The 17786-nt window shown below is 51.5% G+C and carries 16 protein-coding genes; 2 read left to right on the forward strand and 14 right to left on the reverse strand.

Translation table 11 applies throughout. The features are described from left to right. The first annotated feature begins 133 nt into the window (after positions 1–133). Positions 134–1810 (forward strand): L-lactate permease LutP, encoded by a 1677-nt coding sequence (gene lutP, locus JNUCC21_RS18010; RefSeq protein WP_007613900.1) that lies wholly within the window; start codon positions 134–136, stop codon positions 1808–1810. A gap of 37 nt (positions 1811–1847) precedes the next feature. On the opposite strand, the gene rpoN is transcribed toward lutP, so the two are convergent. After that, entirely contained in the window at positions 1848–3158 is a 1311-nt protein-coding gene (gene rpoN / locus JNUCC21_RS18015) for an RNA polymerase factor sigma-54 (RefSeq protein ID WP_369878386.1), read from the reverse strand. 77 nt (positions 3159–3235) lie between these two features. Here rpoN and yvfG point away from each other — a divergent pair, with 77 nt between their 5' ends. Then, complete coding sequence (yvfG, locus tag JNUCC21_RS18020; protein WP_003151570.1) at positions 3236–3454, forward strand: protein YvfG; 219 nt, start codon at positions 3236–3238, stop codon at positions 3452–3454. 13 nt (positions 3455–3467) lie between these two features. Here the strand turns inward: yvfG and JNUCC21_RS18025 are convergent, their stop codons facing one another. The 13 genes from JNUCC21_RS18025 to JNUCC21_RS18085 are packed head-to-tail and all read right to left on the reverse strand — an operon-like array spanning position 3468 to position 17567. Next, positions 3468–4433 (reverse strand): polysaccharide pyruvyl transferase family protein, encoded by a 966-nt coding sequence (locus JNUCC21_RS18025; RefSeq protein WP_335394729.1) that lies wholly within the window; start codon positions 4431–4433, stop codon positions 3468–3470. Then, the gene (locus JNUCC21_RS18030) at positions 4412–5584 is read right to left on the reverse strand and encodes a DegT/DnrJ/EryC1/StrS aminotransferase family protein (RefSeq protein ID WP_017418873.1); all 1173 of its coding nucleotides are present in this window, start codon (positions 5582–5584) and stop codon (positions 4412–4414) included. The genes JNUCC21_RS18025 and JNUCC21_RS18030 overlap by 22 nt, the downstream gene beginning before the upstream one ends. A gap of 4 nt (positions 5585–5588) precedes the next feature. Then, positions 5589–6236 (reverse strand): acetyltransferase, encoded by a 648-nt coding sequence (locus JNUCC21_RS18035; RefSeq protein WP_072589595.1) that lies wholly within the window; start codon positions 6234–6236, stop codon positions 5589–5591. Further along, the gene (locus JNUCC21_RS18040) at positions 6233–6841 is read right to left on the reverse strand and encodes a sugar transferase (RefSeq protein ID WP_012118505.1); all 609 of its coding nucleotides are present in this window, start codon (positions 6839–6841) and stop codon (positions 6233–6235) included. Before JNUCC21_RS18040 ends, JNUCC21_RS18035 begins: the two co-directional genes overlap by 4 nt. After that, positions 6838–8355 (reverse strand): MATE family efflux transporter, encoded by a 1518-nt coding sequence (locus JNUCC21_RS18045; protein ID WP_369878387.1) that lies wholly within the window; start codon positions 8353–8355, stop codon positions 6838–6840. Before JNUCC21_RS18045 ends, JNUCC21_RS18040 begins: the two co-directional genes overlap by 4 nt. Next, positions 8352–9386, reverse strand: coding sequence for a glycosyltransferase (locus tag JNUCC21_RS18050; protein WP_072589596.1), 1035 nt, complete (start codon positions 9384–9386; stop codon positions 8352–8354). The genes JNUCC21_RS18045 and JNUCC21_RS18050 overlap by 4 nt, the downstream gene beginning before the upstream one ends. Next, positions 9383–10459 carry a polysaccharide pyruvyl transferase family protein gene (locus JNUCC21_RS18055; RefSeq protein ID WP_072589597.1) on the reverse strand — a complete coding sequence of 359 codons (1077 nt, stop codon included), beginning with the start codon at positions 10457–10459 and terminating at the stop codon, positions 9383–9385. The genes JNUCC21_RS18050 and JNUCC21_RS18055 overlap by 4 nt, the downstream gene beginning before the upstream one ends. A gap of 4 nt (positions 10460–10463) precedes the next feature. Continuing rightward, a complete protein-coding gene (locus JNUCC21_RS18060) occupies positions 10464–11501 on the reverse strand; it encodes a glycosyltransferase family 2 protein (RefSeq protein ID WP_031378303.1) in 1038 nt (345 codons plus the stop codon). 18 nt (positions 11502–11519) lie between these two features. Next, a complete protein-coding gene (locus JNUCC21_RS18065; protein ID WP_032867035.1) occupies positions 11520–12623 on the reverse strand; it encodes an EpsG family protein in 1104 nt (367 codons plus the stop codon). 3 nt (positions 12624–12626) lie between these two features. Continuing rightward, positions 12627–13763 (reverse strand): glycosyltransferase family 1 protein, encoded by a 1137-nt coding sequence (locus JNUCC21_RS18070; protein WP_007407389.1) that lies wholly within the window; start codon positions 13761–13763, stop codon positions 12627–12629. Further along, positions 13756–14598: a glycosyltransferase family 2 protein gene (locus JNUCC21_RS18075; RefSeq protein WP_369878388.1), complete on the reverse strand. Its 843-nt coding sequence runs from the start codon at positions 14596–14598 to the stop codon at positions 13756–13758. The genes JNUCC21_RS18070 and JNUCC21_RS18075 overlap by 8 nt, the downstream gene beginning before the upstream one ends. Next, a complete protein-coding gene (locus JNUCC21_RS18080; RefSeq protein WP_039063686.1) occupies positions 14595–15734 on the reverse strand; it encodes a glycosyltransferase family 4 protein in 1140 nt (379 codons plus the stop codon). The genes JNUCC21_RS18075 and JNUCC21_RS18080 overlap by 4 nt, the downstream gene beginning before the upstream one ends. A gap of 15 nt (positions 15735–15749) precedes the next feature. Next, positions 15750–17567, reverse strand: a complete 1818-nt coding sequence (locus tag JNUCC21_RS18085) for a nucleoside-diphosphate sugar epimerase/dehydratase (RefSeq protein ID WP_257726554.1) — start codon at positions 17565–17567, stop codon at positions 15750–15752. Positions 17568–17786: the final 219 nt, after the last annotated feature.

The raw sequence follows: 17786 nt of genomic DNA on the forward strand, positions 1-17786 counted from the left end.
GTTCAGACAATTTGTTCAAGAAAAGTATTGTACTTTCAAAACTTTCAAAATATAATGCTAATTAACCCGGTCATCAGATGACCTTATCATAAAAAGTAATCGCTTACATGACATAAGGAGGGGTTTTTTAGGGATGCAATGGACACAGGGGTACGCTCCTTTAGGGGGAAATTTGCTTTTATCGGCAGCTTGCGCGCTCGTGCCGATTATCTTCTTTTTTTGGGCGCTTGCGGTGAAACGGATGAAGGGGTACATCGCGGGGCTTTTAACGTTAGCCGTTTCACTTTTAATCGCTGTATTTGTTTACGGCATGCCGGCTGAAAAAGCGGTGATGTCCGCTTCTCAGGGAGCGGTGTACGGGCTGCTTCCGATCGGCTGGATTATCGTCACATCAGTCTTTCTGTATAAAATCACCGTGAAAACGGGACAGTTTGAGATTATCCGGAGTTCGGTGCTGTCAATTACAGATGACCGGCGTTTGCAGGCGCTGCTCATCGCCTTTTCATTCGGGGCGTTTTTAGAAGGCGCCGCCGGTTTCGGCGCACCCGTCGCGATCTCGGCCGCTTTGCTCGTCGGACTTGGTTTTCAGCCGCTGTATGCGGCGGGAATTTGCCTGATTGCCAATACGGCGCCCGTTGCCTTCGGCGCGATCGGCATTCCGATTACCGCCGTCGAAGGTCCGACCGGGATACCGGCAATGGAAATTTCTCAAATGGTCGGCCGGCAGCTTCCGTTTTTATCCGTCTTTATTCCGCTTTACTTAATCATTTTGATGAGCGGGTTTAAAAAGGCTTTTGAGATATGGCCGGCCATTCTTGTTTCAGGCGTCTCCTTTGCGGCCGTGCAGTACGCAAGCTCGAATTTTTTAGGGCCTGAGCTTCCGGATGTGCTGTCGGCGCTTGTTTCCATGGCCGCGCTCGCTGTGTTTTTGAAATTTTGGAAACCGAAAACGGCCTTTCGTTTCGCGGCAGAACGGGAATCAGCAGCGGCCGCTGACCGGGCGCCGATCAAGTACGGGGGCGCCGCGGTATTTAAAGCGTGGTCTCCTTTCCTTCTTCTGACGGCCATGATATCCGTCTGGGGGATTCCCGGCGTGAAGGCTGCATTAACCGGTCATTACGAAGGAACGTCAATGTGGCTTTCCTGGCTGAATGCAGCCGGGCGTGCATTGACCTTCACGCCTCCCGTCCCATTTGTAAATCAGCAGATTCTTCAGGCGGACGGCACGCCGATTGAAGCCGTGTACAAACTTGAGCTTTTCGGTTCAGCGGGGACGGCGATTCTGATTGCCGCCGTCATCTCCAAGTTCGCCCTCGGCATGTCGTGGAAGACATGGGGCGAAGCGTTTATAGAAACGGTGAAAGAATTAACGCTTCCGGTCGTGACCATTGTTTCTGTTGTCGGCTTTGCTTATGTGACGAATGCTTCCGGCATGAGCACGACACTCGGTCTTGCGCTTGCCATGACGGGCGCGATGTTTACCTTTTTTTCGCCGGTGCTCGGCTGGCTCGGCGTATTTATTACCGGCTCTGATACGTCGGCCAACCTGTTGTTCGGCGGATTGCAAAAGGTGACGGCGCTCTCTGTCGGGATGGACCCGGTTCTCTCCGTTGCCGCCAATTCATCGGGCGGTGTCACCGGAAAAATGATTTCTCCGCAATCCATTGCGGTTGCCTGTGCCGCTGTCGGTCTGGCGGGCAAGGAAGCCGACCTTTTCCGCTTTACGATTAAGCACAGTCTGTTTTTGCTTCTGCTCGTCTGTCTCATTACATTTTTACAGCATCATCTGTTTTCATGGATGATCCCGTAACACGGAGAACCTCCCCGGGGTTTGGCTCGGGGAGGTTTCAGCTGTACCGTTTTCTCGCCGATGACGGCGGAATATTTAATTGGTCACGGTATTTGGCGACGGTGCGCCTTGAGATTCGGATGTCATATTGTTCATGCAGCAGATCGGCCAGCTTTTGGTCTGAATAAGGTTTCTTTTTATCTTCTTTACCGACCAATGCCTCGAGATGCGCTTTCACGGCATAATTGGAGGCGCCGCCGTCCCCCGACGATTCAGCTTTCGCCGAGAAAAATGTTTTCATTTCATACAGTCCGTACGGCGTCTGAACGTACTTCCCTTTGATGGCCCGGCTGATCGTTGATTCGTGGAGCTCCAGCGTTTCCGCCACCTCTCTTAAGGTCAGCGGCTGCATTCCGCTTTTTCCTGTGAGAAAAAAGGATTCCTGCCGTTCAGTCAGCACGCCGATAATTCTCGTGATCGTTTGTTTTCTTTGCGACAAAGCTCGGTTCAGCCAGCGCCATTCCTGATATTTTGCCGACAGATAATTTTTCGTGTCTCGGCACCCGGCAGCTGACAGCAGCGGCTGATAATGGGTATGAAGCTGGATGTCGGGAAACGAACGGCTGTTGAGCCGCGCTTGAATGATGCCGTTTTTCACTGTGATGAAAATATCCGGTTCCACGTAAAAACCCGGCTCCTCATGCGCATAACGGAGCCCCGGCCTCGGATCAAGCGCGCTGATCATGTCAGCGATGTCCTGAATGTCTTTAAGCGGAATGCCCGTTTTTAGTGTAAGCGCTTTCCAGTTCTTTCTTGCAAATAGCTCAAAATAGGCTTCGGCAATCCATTCCGCCTGTTCGTTCCGCTCGGGCAAACGGCGGAGCTGAAGAAGGATGCATTCCTGCAAAGACCGGGCGCCGATTCCCGCGGGCTCAAGGGATTGAAGCTTTTTCAGAACCGCTTCCGTCTCCTCTTGTGAAGCGGATACATGGTCGGCGGCGGCTGGTATATCCTCTTTTAAATATCCGTTTGAATCCAATGAATGTATCAGATAATTGAAAATCTTTTTCTCATCATCGGACAGCTTCATATCTAAGGCTTGCTGTTTGAGCGAATCCTGCAGCGTTTTGCGGGTAAGTCTGATCTGCTGGCTTCCGTCCCGTTCTTTCATCCTGTTTTTACTTGTTTTATGGTAAGATAGTGGCGGCGTGTCTGTTTCCTTTCGTTCAATCAGAGGGTTTTCCAGTGAGAGCTCATCAATATATCCGGCCAGTTCCGCGGAATTGTATCCGAGTAATGTGATAGCCTGTTTAAGCTCTTGCGTTAATTGAGGCTTTAACATTTGTGTTTGCTGAAGTTTGATATCCATCATGCTCACTCCCCTTTTTTCATTGTACATGATTGGTTTCATACCGTATATACTTATTAAAAGGAGTTGCTTTATAGATGTCAGAACTTTTTTCTGTTCCTTATTTTATTGAAAACTTTACACAGCACATTGAAATGAATCCGAATGAAGACCGAATTCATGCAATGAACAGCTATTACCGCTCCGTCGTCTCAACCCTTGTTCAGGATCAGCTGACGAAAAACTCGGTTGTGCTCAAAAGAATTCAGCATTTGGATGAGGCGTACAACAAAGTAAAACGCGGAGAAACAAAATAAACCTTCCGCTCATTCAAAGCGGAAGGTTTTCCTTCGTGCCGGCGGTTTCCCCGATCAGACGGACATCCGGCGCTTCGTGCATCCAGGTGTAATAATAGTTGGCGTTTTTCCCGTATGAATTATCAATGACGGTATTCGGTTTCCCGAGAAGCGAGGACAGAATGTGGCCGTGAAGCCTTGACGTTTCCACCGATTCGTACCTGCTGAAAAACAGGACCGCTTTCTTCGTTAAGAAATCGGAATAGCGTTTCCAAAACCGCGCAATCGGCAGCGGGTTTCCCGCTTTTTTATTCAAAACATTCAGCGTTTGGAGAAAAGCGATTCCCCTGCGGTCGCTTGCTGACAGCACATCCTGCCAGTCGCAGCTTTTAACGGAAGAATTGTTTTGCAGCTTCGGATTGATTTCCCCATCCGTGCGGATAAAATGAAGCCTGCCGCGTGACGGAGCCGCTGACGCCGCCATCGGATACAGCTGATGGGCCATGTCAGGCATAAGCCCGATATGATTCGCCGAAAAGAAGTGTTTTGCAGTTTCGTATGACACATAATCTCTCGTAAACAGGTGGAGATCCTTGTGCTCCGCAAAAAGCGCCGATGTCTTCTCAAGCCGTGTCTCATCCTGATAATAGATGGATTGCGGCAGGATGACGATCCTGTTTTCCGGAAAGGATTTGACGATTTTTTCCCTGAACGTCTGATAGTACGGATAGAGATCCCCGAAATTTCCGCCACCCTGACAGACGATGATCGTCTTTTTGTCCGCCCGGCGCCCGAATGGAAAATTGTCGGGATTCCAGCGCTGTTTCACGCGGATGCCGTGCGCTTTAAAAAACGCCTCCGTCCCTTTCATTATCAATAAATCCCCTACATTTCCGTAGAGGGGATAGTCGGCATAAATGATGTCAGATTGCGGCGGTATAACGCTGAGCAGACCCGTCAGCGTTTCTTTTAATCGGCTCATAACATGGCGGCTGTCCATGTTTTCTCCCCTTTCGTTTCAAACAGTTGCGCAAGTGCGTCAATGACACGCTGCTGCTCCTCAGAAGACAAGTCAGACCCGGACGGCAGACAGATGCCCCGGCTGAAAAGGTTCTCAGAGACACGCTCATGTTCGCTGTGAGGATAAAAGACGGAAGATGAGAAAAGCGGCTGCGTATGCAGCGGTTTCCACAGCGGCCGGGCCTCAATGTTCTGTTCCGCAAGACAGGCGACGGCTTCTTCCGGCGTCACGCCGTTATCAAGCGTCAGAGCCGTCAGCCAGCGGTTTGAAACCGTTCCTTCAAGCTCCGGCATCATGCGGATGCCCGGATATGTTTCCAGCGCTTCCCGATACCTGTGAAAGATTTCTCTCCTCGCCCGAACGCGATCTTCGAGCACTTCCAGCTGCGATATCCCCACGCCCGCGAGAATGTTGCTGAGCCTGTAGTTATACCCGAGCTCGCTGTGCTGGTAATGAACGGCGGCATCTCTCGCCTGGGACGCAAGAAACCTCGCTTTTTCAATCGCGGCTTCATCGTCAGACACGAGCATGCCGCCTCCCGATGTTGTAATGATTTTGTTGCCGTTAAAGGAATAAATGCCGAAACGGCCGAACGTGCCGCTCTGCCTGCCTTTATATGTTGATCCTAAGGACTCGGCAGCGTCTTCAATCAGACAGACGCCGTATGCGTCACAAAGGCTCATTAATTCATCCATTTTCGCGCTTTGGCCGTAAAGATTGACGGCGATCACCGCTTTCGGGAGTCTGCCGCGCCGCTTTGCATCCCGCAGCGCCCGCTCCAGCGCATCGGGCGACATATTCCACGTCTCCCATTCCGAATCAATAAAAACGGGCTCAGCCTGCTCATACACAATCGGATTCGCCGTGGCGACAAACGTAAAGGAAGGACAAAATACAGCGTCTCCTTTTTTCACACCCGCAAGCCGCAGGGCAAGATGGATGGCGGCCGTTCCCGAGCTTACGGCCGCCGCGCTTTTCACTCCCGCATATTCCGCGAGCCGCGCTTCAAACGAATTGACGAGCGGACCGAGCGGGGCAATCCAATTGGAACGGAAGGCTTCTGCGATGTATTCCTGTTCTTTTCCGCTCATATGAGGCGGAGACAAATAAATCCGTTTGTTTGTTTGCATGAAATCATCCTTTTTCATTATGGATAGGGGAGATGACGCGGGCCGGAACGCCGACCGCCGTCACATGGCCGGGAATCCGGCTGATGACCGCAGCCCCCGCGCCGATAACGGACCAAGGGCCGATGTCAATCTGCGGTATGACGGACGCGCCGATTCCGAGGTGCGTTCCTTCCCCGACTTTCACTCCGCCGGCAAGCGCCGCGCGCGGTGAAAGATGGACGTAATCTCCGATTGCATTGTCATGATCGGCAACCGCCCCCGTATTGATGATGCAATGGGTGCCGATGTCAGCGCCCGCCTGAATGACGGCGCCCGCCATCACAACCGTTCCGTGTCCGACGGAAGCCGTTTCACTGACGATCGCCCCGGGGTGAATGAGTGCGGCATAATCGTCATCTTCAAGCCCAAGCGTTTCAGCAAGCTGCTTTCTGACGCCGTTGCGGCCGATGCATATCGTGAATACGGCCTCGGGGACGAGTTTCCGAAGCATGGGCACGTCTTTCGTCCGGCCCGTATATAAACCGTTCCGAACGGCAAAACCGCTGAATCCGTCATCCAATACGCCCGCAAGCTCCATATCGGAACGGGCCTGCACGATTTCCTTCACGACTTTTCCGTGTCCGCCGTTTCCGATCAGCACGACCTTTTTCACGATGACATATCTCCGCTGCCTGTGAAGCGCTTTGCCGTCACATGGCCGGCTTGATGTATGCCTTCTGACACGAGAACTTTTTTCACTGTTAAAAGCAGAATCTTTAAGTCGAGAAGAAATGTGCGGTTGTCGACGTACCACACGTCGAGCTTGAATTTTTCCTCCCATGAAATCGCGTTTCTCCCGTTAATCTGCGCCCAGCCCGTAATCCCCGGCTTCACCTCGTGGCGCCGCGCCTGCTCCGCCGTGTAAAGCGGCAGATAATCCATCAGCAAAGGGCGGGGGCCGACAAGACTGATATCTCCTTTGAGCACATTAAAAAGCTGGGGAAGCTCATCGATGCTCAGTTTTCTGATCAACCTTCCCGTTTTGGTCAGACGGAGATGATCCGGAAGCAGCACACCGTTTTCATCACGCGCATCCGTCATCGTTCTGAGTTTATACAACGTAAACGGACGACCGTTATGCCCCGGTCTCGTCTGTTTGAACAATACCGGAGACCCGATGGCGCATCTGACGGCTGCCATGGCGAAGAGAAGGATGACGCTCGCGCCGCACAATAACAACATCGCGGCCGCTATATCAAATACACGTTTCGCCTTCAAATCTGAACAGCTCCTTTCACTTTTCGGCATTTCTGTAAAGCAAGCCGCCTTTCTTCTTTCGTACAAATGAAGAAAAAAGCGAATGCGGCATAGCTCATGCATACGGCAAGCCCCGCGGCGATCAGGCCGGCCCAGCTGTCAAGCGGTGAAAACAGCCGGATACCCCGGCAGACAGCCCAGGCAAATACGGCCGCCGCCAACGGGCCGAACATGCCTTTGTAAAACGCGGTTTTCTGAAAGCCCGTAATATACGAAACATACAGCGGCGTGAAGACAGCATTTTTCAAAATGAGAGAGACTGCACCGGCGATGGTGATGCCGTACAGCCCGAGATGAGCCGGACCGCTGAGAACCACGGCCAATACGACATTCAGTCCGCCTAAACATAAAGTAACGACGGCGGGCGTTTTTTGTTTATTAAAAGCCGTCCATACGTAAAAAAGCGGCATGACAGAGAGACTGACCGCCAAATACCCGGCGTGAATGTATAAAAGCGGCGCCGTCTGCACAAACGACGGGCCCAGCCAAATCGCCAGAAACGGTTCGGCAAGCCCTCCTAATAATGCGGCGGGAAGCGCGAGGAGAAGCCCGTTCATCCGCACAGCCTTATTGGCGTAAGACAGGAGACCTTCCATATCCCCTTTTGAGTAATAGGAAGTCAAAACCGGCGCAAACAGTGAAGCAAGCGTCCCGGCAAGACTTCTGAGCAGGAGCGGGAATTGAATAATCGCCGCATAGACACCCGCCTCAGACGGCCCCAGCACGAGGTTGGCCGTCATGAGGTCAATCTGCAGAAACAGCAGCACGCCGATCTGGTTGACAGAGCTCCAGGCACCGGCCGAAAACAGCACTTTGCTCGTCTGTAATGACAAGGTTTTACGGCTGAAAGAAAACCACGGAATCAATTTCTTAAAGAAGAAAAAAGTCAGCACGGCCGCACAGACGGCTCCCGCTAATGCCGAAAGCTGGATCTGCCAGATTTTCGGCGGCAGGCACGTAAACAGAGCGAGCACACACAGCACCCTGACCAGCATTTGCACGGCCTGAATGGAGCTTGTGATATAAAGCTTGTTGGCAAAAAACGGCCCCGTCGCGAACCCCGCCATAAAAAACGTCAGCATAAACAGCACGCTGCCGATCACGATAGACAGCCTCACATCCGTTAAGAGCCCGGCCGGCACATTCATAATCTTGTCAATAAAAAAAGCAGTCCCGGCGAGCGGCACAGCGAGTAATAGAGATATCACGACAGACGCGGCTAAATAATTGCTTACATACGCATTGGCCTCGTCCCTGTTCCCCCTGTGGGCGGCGACGGAGAAAAACCTCACAACGACAGAGCTCAGCGCAACGGTAATAATAGAGAAATAGTTAATGATATTCTGTGTCAGATGGACAAACCCAAAAGCCTCCACACCTAATGTTTTCACAATAAAGGGCGTCATCCACACTGATAAAAACACCGATAGTAAAAACGCCGTCACATTGGCGCCGAAATTAATGGCAAATTTCATGCTCCTTCCGCACTGCCTTTCTCTTTCGATTTCCGTTCGAAAAACGCATACAGAAGAAGAGGAAGGCGCATTTTGCACAGACCGAGCACCACGCGCTCCCCCGCCAGCAGCTGTTTATGGCGGCACGGCGTCCTGCGCACCGCCGTTTTTACCATGTCATACGTTAAGATTCTGCCGATGTGCGCCGTAATCTGATGTGACGGCTGCGGGGCGGCGCATGCGTTGGCGATCAGCATCGGAATCTGATGCTTGCACAAATATGTATCGATATCGCTCCGGCAGGCGTCCGTCAGCCCGTTTTCCTCATAAAAAGCCATTTTCGCTTTATATTGCTTTTGCAGTTCGTGATCTAAGTGGGGCTTAAACGGTGTTTCTGTAAGACTTTGCGGATTTTCCCGGTAGATATACAGCCCTTCGTCTATCACTTTGATACGCGCGGCTCGGCGGAACGCTGCCAAGTTAAACGGAGAATCTTCGGCGAATCGGATATCTTCATGGAACAACAGCCCTTGCAATGCTTCTCTCCGGTATATATAGCGCCACACATACCAAATAAACCGATGTTCGTGCGCACGGGTCAGCAATGCTGTCATTTCATCCGCTGTGAAGACGCGGCCCGGCGGAAGGGACGGCGGCATATATGTTCTTTTCTTAGACGGCGTTTCTTTATAATAGCCGCAGCCGGCGATATCCAGCCGGTTCTTCTCCGCTTCTTCATAAAGCCTTTCGAACATCGTTTCCGTCACATAGTCATCGCCGTCCGCAAAACCGATATAACGGCCGCGGGCGGCTTTTATTCCGGCATTGCGGGCCGAGCTGAGGCCGCCGTTTTCTTTATGAATCACCCGGATTCTCGCATCTTCTGCGGCGAATTGTTCAGCAATCCGGCCTGACCGATCCGGTGAACCGTCATTGACGAAAATGATTTCGATGTCTCTCAGCGTCTGTTTTGTTAAAGAAACCGCGCATTCTTTCATAAAAGGCTCTGTCTTATACATCGGCACGATCACGCTCACAAGCGGCGCGGTCATTGGGCATCACCGCTGATTTTCGAGCGCAGCCCGGCAAAATAAACACTGCGCAAAGAACCGCCTTCCTCATGCTTGCCGCTGAGCATCCGGTTTACGGCGGACGTTACGGCTTCAGGGTCTGGACGTTCAAGCAATGTCATGTTCGGTATGTTTTTCAGCCATTGATAGCCTTCCATCACTTTATGATCAAACGAACGAATGACGACACAAGGCGTTTTCGTCAGCGCACAAAAAATCATCCCGTGAAGCCTGTCAGTGACGACGGCTTCCGCGCCTTTCAGCGTATTCCAAAGCGCCTCCAGCTCTTTTTCACGTGTATGGCGGCTGACCCTCCGGCCGACCGTCGTCGTAAAGGAATGCAGCTCGCCGTACTCTTTTGCCAAAGCTTCTTTAACCATCGTTCTGTCCTCAGCCGTCAGCGCACTCTCCTTATCCTCCCGTAAACAGAGGTAGATCCCTTCCCGCGGGATGTGCCGCTCGCTTTTATCCAAATATAAGACCATGTCAGGCTGTTTGAGCACTGTTTTTCCGGGAAAATGACGCTTCATCCATTGATACGTCGTCTCATCTCTCGCCATTAACAAAAGGTCGGGATGCGCATTGTACACTTTTCGGGCGCGCTTCAGTTCCTTCCGTCCCTTTTTTGATTCAGAAAAATGAGCCGTCGCCGGAAGCTGAACGATCCGATATTCCCGGAATGTTTTGATGATAAAGCGGCGCGTCCATTCCTCATATCGGTACAAATCCCCCATGTTCCCGCCGCCGATGATGAATACCATATCATCGGGGTGGCGCTTTTTGATCAGCGCTTTTGCGGATTTGTATATATCCTTCATATCCACCTCGACAATGTCAAAATCGGGATACTCCCGTTCAAGAAACGTTTTGCTTGCGTAGGCGATGGCGTGATCGCCGAGATTATCGTGGGACGGGAGCAGCGTCAGAATGATCTTTTTTCTTGCCGCTGTAAGCCCCGCCCCATCCGCTGCCGTTCCGAAATGAAATTGGGACGGGTATTTGACCTTAAGCAACAGCCATTCCGCGAGATTGATTTTTAAAGATTGTATCGACATGTCTTCACCCTCTGATTTTCATTTTGTACTCGATTGCCCGCTGATACGCGGCTGATGCCAGCGACACGAACGGAATCAGCTTCAGCTTCGCCAAAAGCAGAAGGCATGAGCGTTTGGCGTCAAACGGCGCCGTTCCGGTTTTGGAAAGGCTCAGGCGAAACACGGGATCAGCGCATATCCGGCTGATATTCTTCCACTTCTCAGAAAACCGGCCGCCGTTATTCCGCTTCCATTCATTCAGCAGGCAGACTGTTCCGTGCTGAACGATGAAAAAATCCAGCTCCTGCCGGTATTCCTGTAAGCAGCCGTTTTCACGCAAAAAAGCCTCGTTCAGCCGATAGAGAACGAGACCTGAGTCAAACAGCTTTTTCTGATAGCTTTGCACAATGGAAGTCAAGTGAATCCGATAATGATAGAGCGGCTGATCCACGTACGAGACCGCACCTGCGAAAACATGCGCCCGGAGGCTGAAGTACTGATCCTCCACGTGCTCCAGCTCATCACGAAGCGGAAAGCGCAGCTGATGATGCTCGATCATGGTTCTTTTGTACAGCTTGTTCCATGAAAAACCGCTGACTCTTCCTTCAAATAAATCTTTCAGGTACAGTTGTTTCGGGCGCCCCGCGTACGCTGAAGCGATCGTTGAAACGGCGGTTTTCCCCGTATCCGCAAACTCGGCCGCATATTCGCAAATCACGAGATCAGCCTGATCAGCCTTCGCTTTTTCATACATGCGCAGGCAATAATCAGGTTCAACCCAGTCGTCCGCATCAATAAAAGCGATAAATTCGCCGCGCGCCGCCTCGATCCCCCTGTTGCGGACCGCGCCGAGCCCACGGTTTTGCTGATGAATGACCCGGATTCTCTCATCCCGCTTCTGATAGGTTTCAAGAATCGCCGGGCTTTGATCCGTTGACCCGTCATTAACAGCCACGATTTCGATATTGGCGAGCGACTGATTGAGCAATGAATCTAAGCATCTTTCTAAATAAGTTTCCGTATTATACACAGCAATTAATAAACTGACCGCGGGTGTTTCCATATAAACCTCCAATGTCCATTACCGGGAAAAAATCGTTCTGTACGGAAGCACAGACGAATCGACCGGCATAAGCAAGTAACTGTAAAGAAAATAACAGACAATAATGGCGATATAAATCAGCGCATTTGATTTTTCATCAAAAATTCTCACAAAATAAGGGATCAAGATCATTTGGTACAGGCCGAAATATATATTAAACCGGGCGAAAATAACATCCTTTGTCGCCAAAAGACCGAAGAGCAGGCCGAGCAGACAGAAATTCACGATGACATCAATGTCAGGCCAGAGCTTCCGCAGCCGCTCCCGATAGCAGAAAGCCAAAAACAGCGGCAGAAGCAGCACCGCGATTTTTACGACGTTCATCCCATTCGTATTGGTCATCAGCCATTTCTCATAATGGCCGTACGAGCTGTTTTCCAGCACGACGACAAACAGCGAAATGAACTTCTGATACAGAAACGTCATAAGAAGAAACAATGCCGACAGTCCGAAAATCGCGGGCGACCAGGCTTTTTTTCTGACGAGAAAATAAACCGGAATCATAATCAGCGCTGAGGAATGAAAAAGCGAACACAGCAGCACGATTGACATATAACGCTTCCAGCTTCCGCTGATCACGTAGCGGACTGCCCAAAACAAAACGGCCGCCACCATATACTGCCTGATCCCGTTAAAGGAAGCGTAATAGTGATACGTGCCCAAAAACAAAAACACACTCAGCTCAAACGGACGGCCGAACTCAACGAGCCCCTTTAAAATAAAGCTGCACGTCACGACCGCCACGGTGAAATACATGATTTGCGGATCTTTCGTGATAAAATTCATGAGCCAGATGAGAGCCGTAAACCCCGGATCAACGGCTGCTTTTTTCGCTCCGAACCCGAAGATCTCCCAAATGCTTCCGTAATTTCCCGCCAGCTTGTACATCAGCGCGTACGTCTGAAAATCCGTCCCGACTCTGTAGCGCAAACCGGAGACCAATACGAGCGAAAGCAGCGGAACGATCATGACGAGCTGATTCGGCCGGTATCCGGTCGAAAGCGATTGATCACGCCCGCCGCACATTTTCGCGAACCATGACCAAATATAAACAATTCCCATATTGACTACATATACAATCATTCGTTACTGTTCCTTTTTCCAATTCATATTGTAAAGCTTCATAACAGCCCCCGCATTTTCTCCCGCGTCATAGCCCTGCCGTCTGAGGGTTTCTTTAATGCGCTCCCCGTCAGGCTTTGCCGCCTCTGCTGCCCGTAACACCGCGGATGCCCATTGTCCGGGCGGTTCTTTGAGGCTGAGCCTTTTGACCAGCCCGAGCCCGGCATCGGCTTCTTCCGTTATGCCGTCTGATATTACGCACGGCACCCCGGAGGCCTGCGCTTCAACGAGCGTGACGGGCAGCCCTTCATAAAGAGACGGCATGACAAATACATCCAGCGTTTTCAGCAGGGCATGAACGCGGTCTTCTATGCCGATAAAACGCACATCATCATCAAGCCCCAGCTTCGCCGCCAGATTTTCCATATCGGTGCGAAGCGGACCGTCTCCGGCGAGAATCAGCTGTAAGCCGATGCCCCGCTCTTTCATATCAGCGGCCAGCCGGAGCAGAAATTCGTGGTTTTTTTCTTCTGTAAAGCGGCCGATATGGCCGATCACCAAACGGCCGCCTGCAATGCCCCGCTTCCTTTTTTCAGCTTCTGTGTCCGCGCACCCGCCGGCAAATAAGTCGAGATCAATGCCGTTCGGCAAAAGATGCACGTCTTTTTCTTTCCCGAATAAGAAACGGCCCGCGTCTTCTCCGCAGGCGCACAGTGCCGTGGCGTTTGCCGTGATCAGCCGTCTGAAAACAAACAGCTGCATCCCGGCAAGCCGCGACGCCCGCCCCCGCCACGACGTACTGTGCGAATGGCAGATCCGCACCGGGACGCCGGCTAAACGAGCGGCAAGCGCGATGAATCCCGACTGAAAATCGGTATGGGCGTGCACGGCGGCAAACGGGCCTTTTTCCTGAATCACCCGCTTGACCTGTTTCACAAATGTAATCGGGTTTGTGCTGCCGATGCTCGGCACATAAAAAAGCCGTCCGCCGAGAGCGAGAATTTCCTCATCATAAGCGCACGGATCGTTCCTATGGGTTAAAAAATCAAACTGCACCTTCGTTCTGTCCATCTTCCGGTACAAATTCATCATCATCGTTTCTGCGCCGCCCCTGTTCATCCCGCTGAAGATGTGCAGCACCCGCATCGGTTTGTCAGTCATGTTCGGCAAGCCCTTCTTTTTGGCGGATGTCCCTGTTTTTATGATAACGGTTCATGACCGCGGGCGGCGTAATGGCGCGGATGAGCGGTTTTGCGATATACGCGTAATGGGAAAGCGGCAGCTTCAGCCGTCTGCATGCCTGAAAAACGAGGACCGCGTTATCAATGGAATACGTAAACGATCTCCTTTTAAACGCATCACTGTCCTCTCTGACTTTATACAGCGTTTCTTGAAGATTGTACCCCCGGAAACCCGCTTCAAAAAAGCGCAGCCACAAATCGATATCCTCCATCCGCCGCGTCCGCCTGACTGACCGGTAGCCGCCAAGCGCTTTGTACGCTTCGGCCCGCATCATAACGGTGCCGTGGCAGAACGGTGTGCCTTTCGCCATAATTCCCGGTTTCGGCACGGGCGGCAAAAGCCGGGCGCCCCTTACGCCGAATTCGTCAAATACGAGCATCCCCGTGCCTACGACTTGATAGTGGGCGTGCTTGTTTAAGAAAGCGGCCTGTTTTTCCAGTCTCCTCGGGTTGGAGATGTCATCACCGTCCTGCCTGGCGATATAATCCCCCGTTGCGTATGTCAGACAGCGGTTCAGCGAAGCGGCAAGCCGTTGATTTGTCTGATTTTGAATCAGCGTAATCCGGTCGCCGTAATGATCCGCGTAACGGCGCGCAATCTGATACGTTCCGTCAGTTGACGCGTCATCACACATAATCAGTTCCCAATTCTTATAAGATTGGCTCAGGATGGATTCAATACTCTCCGCTAAAGTCTCTTCGCAATTATAAATTCCCATGATGACGGAAATTTTCGGTTGTGCTCCTGGATTCATACGCTTTTCTCCTTTTTATCCATATAACCGGCGTAAATGTGCGCCATTTCCTTTACCGTACGTGTTTCCGAAAAACATTCCGCCGTCCTGCGCCCTTCTTGTCCCATTGCTTTTCGCAGACACGGGGAGCGGTACAGCTTTTCAATCCGATCGGCAAACGCCGCGCTGTCCCCGGCCGGCACGAGAAAACCGTTCACACCGTCTTCGATGATCTCACGGTGCCCCCTGTTGTCCGCGGCAACGGCCGGCTTTTCGGCAGCCATTCCTTCAAGCAGATTCATGCCGAGCCCTTCGCGGATGCTTGAGGCGACAGACAGATCAGCAAGCTGAATCAGTTCATGAATATCGCGGCAAAAACCGTAAAACCGCACCATGTCGGGTACACCGAGTGATTCAGCCTTTTTTCTGTACGGCGCTTCCATCCCGCCTTCTCCGGCAAATACGAGTTTCAGCTCCGGGATGCGGTTCTTCAGCAGTGCCGCAGTCTCAATGAGAAGTCCTTGGTTTTTATTGCCGTTTAATTCAGCGGGGTATACGAGAATAAATTCCCCAGCGCCGAAGCCGTGTTTTTCTCTCAGACGTTCACTCTCTTCCCGGCTCACAGGGCGAAACCTGTCTGTATTCACCCCGATGCCGTGTATTTTTTTCGCGCCGCAAGCTGTTTTTTTCATTTGCTTGGCCCGTTCGTAATCCTCTTCATTAATCGTAATTAAACAATCCGTGTAAGAAGAAAGAAATTTTTCGATCGGGTAATAAAGAAGCCAGTTTTTCAGGGGCGCTCCGTCGCAGAAGTGAAAGCCGTGCGCGGTGTACAGCACCTTTGTCCCTTTTTGGCGCGCTTGTCTCGCCGCAAGGCGTGCGAGCACGCCGCCGACCGGCGTATGGCAGTGAATCATGTCGTAGCCGTTGTCCTGAATAAGCCGTTTCAGCCGCCTGTAAACAGAAAGATTTTCGGGATGAAACGGCGAGCGCCGGATCGGAATGGAAAACTTTTCATCAACGAACGGAAGATTCATATTGCCGCCTGCCGCGACGTGCACCTCCCAGCCCATATCCTGAAACCATTGAAAATACGGAAGATGAAAGGCTTTAAAATGATAATCGACAGTGGCGCAGAATAATACTTTTTTCGTCATCTTTCTGTCCTCCCATCACACGCCTGCGGCCGCTTCTTCATGTACTGATTCGATCGCCTCAAACAGCCTTTTTCTCAGCTCTTCTTCAGGCAGACGGCTGAATTCCTCCATAAAACGGATGAGCACGGCCCAATTCCCGTCCACCGCTTTCCCGATATGGATTTTCGGAAAAATCTGCTCCGTATGTACTTCATTATGATTCAGCAATTCTTCATACATCTTTTCTCCCGGGCGGATGCCGGAGAATTCGATGGGAATCTGTTCTGTCGTATAGCCTGATAAATGAATCAGGTTTTTTGCCAGATCGACGATTTTGACGGGTTCTCCCATATCCAGAACGAAAATCTGCCGCCCTTTTGCAAGCGCCCCGGCCTGAATGACGAGTCTTGACGCTTCGGGAATCGTCATAAAATATCTTGTCATCGCCGGATGCGTGACGGTGACGGGTCCGCCTTTTTCAATCTGCTTTTTGAAAATCGGAATGACGCTGCCGCGGCTTCCGAGCACATTTCCGAAACGGACGGCGGCGAATTTGGTGCTGCTGACCTTTCCGAGGTTCATGATGACCATTTCCGCAAACCGTTTCGTCGCGCCCATGACATTGGCCGGATTGACCGCTTTGTCAGAAGAAATCAGCACGAAGGTTTCCGTTCCGCACATGTCGGCGGCTTCGGCGACATTTTTCGTGCCGATAATGTTGTTTTTAACGGCTTCTTCCGGATTATGTTCCATTAACGGCACATGTTTATGGGCAGCCGCATGATAGACGACGTGCGGCTCGTATTTTTTCATCAAAGTAAAGATTTTATCTCTGTCCTGAATATCGGCGATCTCCGCGTGAAAGAGGACCTCTTTGCCGAAGCGTGCGGACAGCTCGGTATGTACGGAATGAATGCTGTTCTCCCCGTGGCCGAGAAGGACGATTTCCCGCGGAAGAAACGCGCTGATCTGGCGGCAGATCTCAGAACCGATTGAGCCGCCGGCGCCTGTGACCAGAATCGTTTTTCCCTTGATGCTGTCAGAAATTTTGCTCGTATCAAGGGTGACCGGCTTTCTGCCGAGCAGATCTTCGGCTTTTACATCTCTGATGTGTCCGGCAGCCTGCGTTCCGAGCAGGATCTCATCAAATTGCGGCATGATTTTAATATGGGCGCCCGTCTGCACACATTCTTTGTATAACGTCTGAAGCTCATGGGTGCAAAGAGACGGAATGGCAATGATAATATGGTGGATTCTCAGCCTCTGCACCGCCGGCATAATGCTTTCTTTTCCGCCGATGACGGGCAGGCCCATGATTTCGAGCTTATGCTTCGTCTGATCATCATCAATAAAAGCCACAGGCATGATTCCGAGATCGTTTTTCTGGGTAAGCTGACGGACGAGCAGCGTCCCCCCCGCACCTGCGCCGACGATCAGCGCCCTGGAAGAGTCATTTTGCTTCCTGCCGATCGTTTCTTTCAGCACCCGTGAAATCATCCGGCTTCCTCCGATGAACAATAACTGAACCATCCAGCTGACGGCCAACAGCCGGAACAAAATCGTGTGGAACACCCCGTATTGGACGGCGGCTGTCACAGCTGCTGACAGCGTGATCCCCTTCATTAAGGCAAGCAGCTCGCCTATTCCCGTGTACGTCCATACCTGCTTATACTGGTGAAACATAAAAGCGCATACATGATGGCTGATCAGCATGCTCACGGCAGTCAGCAGCAACGCTCCGGAGTCATAAAAGTGATAAGAATCCTCAAAAAATTGATATCCTATAACAACGGAAAGTAAAACGAGATACGTATCCAATGCAAAAATCATTGAAAGTCTTCTCCGGTAAGTCAATCTTTCCCCTCCTCATTTATCGGTTTAGCTGATACGGTTTTCGTAAAAACAGACATAACAGCTAAGCCGATAACAATGCATCATCTTAAGATAAAATTGGGCATTTAACCCGTCCTCACACCCCGCCACCGACGACCAGCATCTAAGGCGGCGAAAAACGCCGCCCACAGCAGAGCCGAGTGCCTCCGTTGATAAAGGTAAGGAGACATCACCTGCACC

The organism is Bacillus sp. JNUCC-21 (assembly GCF_041222765.1).
Taxonomy (GTDB): domain Bacteria; phylum Bacillota; class Bacilli; order Bacillales; family Bacillaceae; genus Bacillus; species Bacillus velezensis.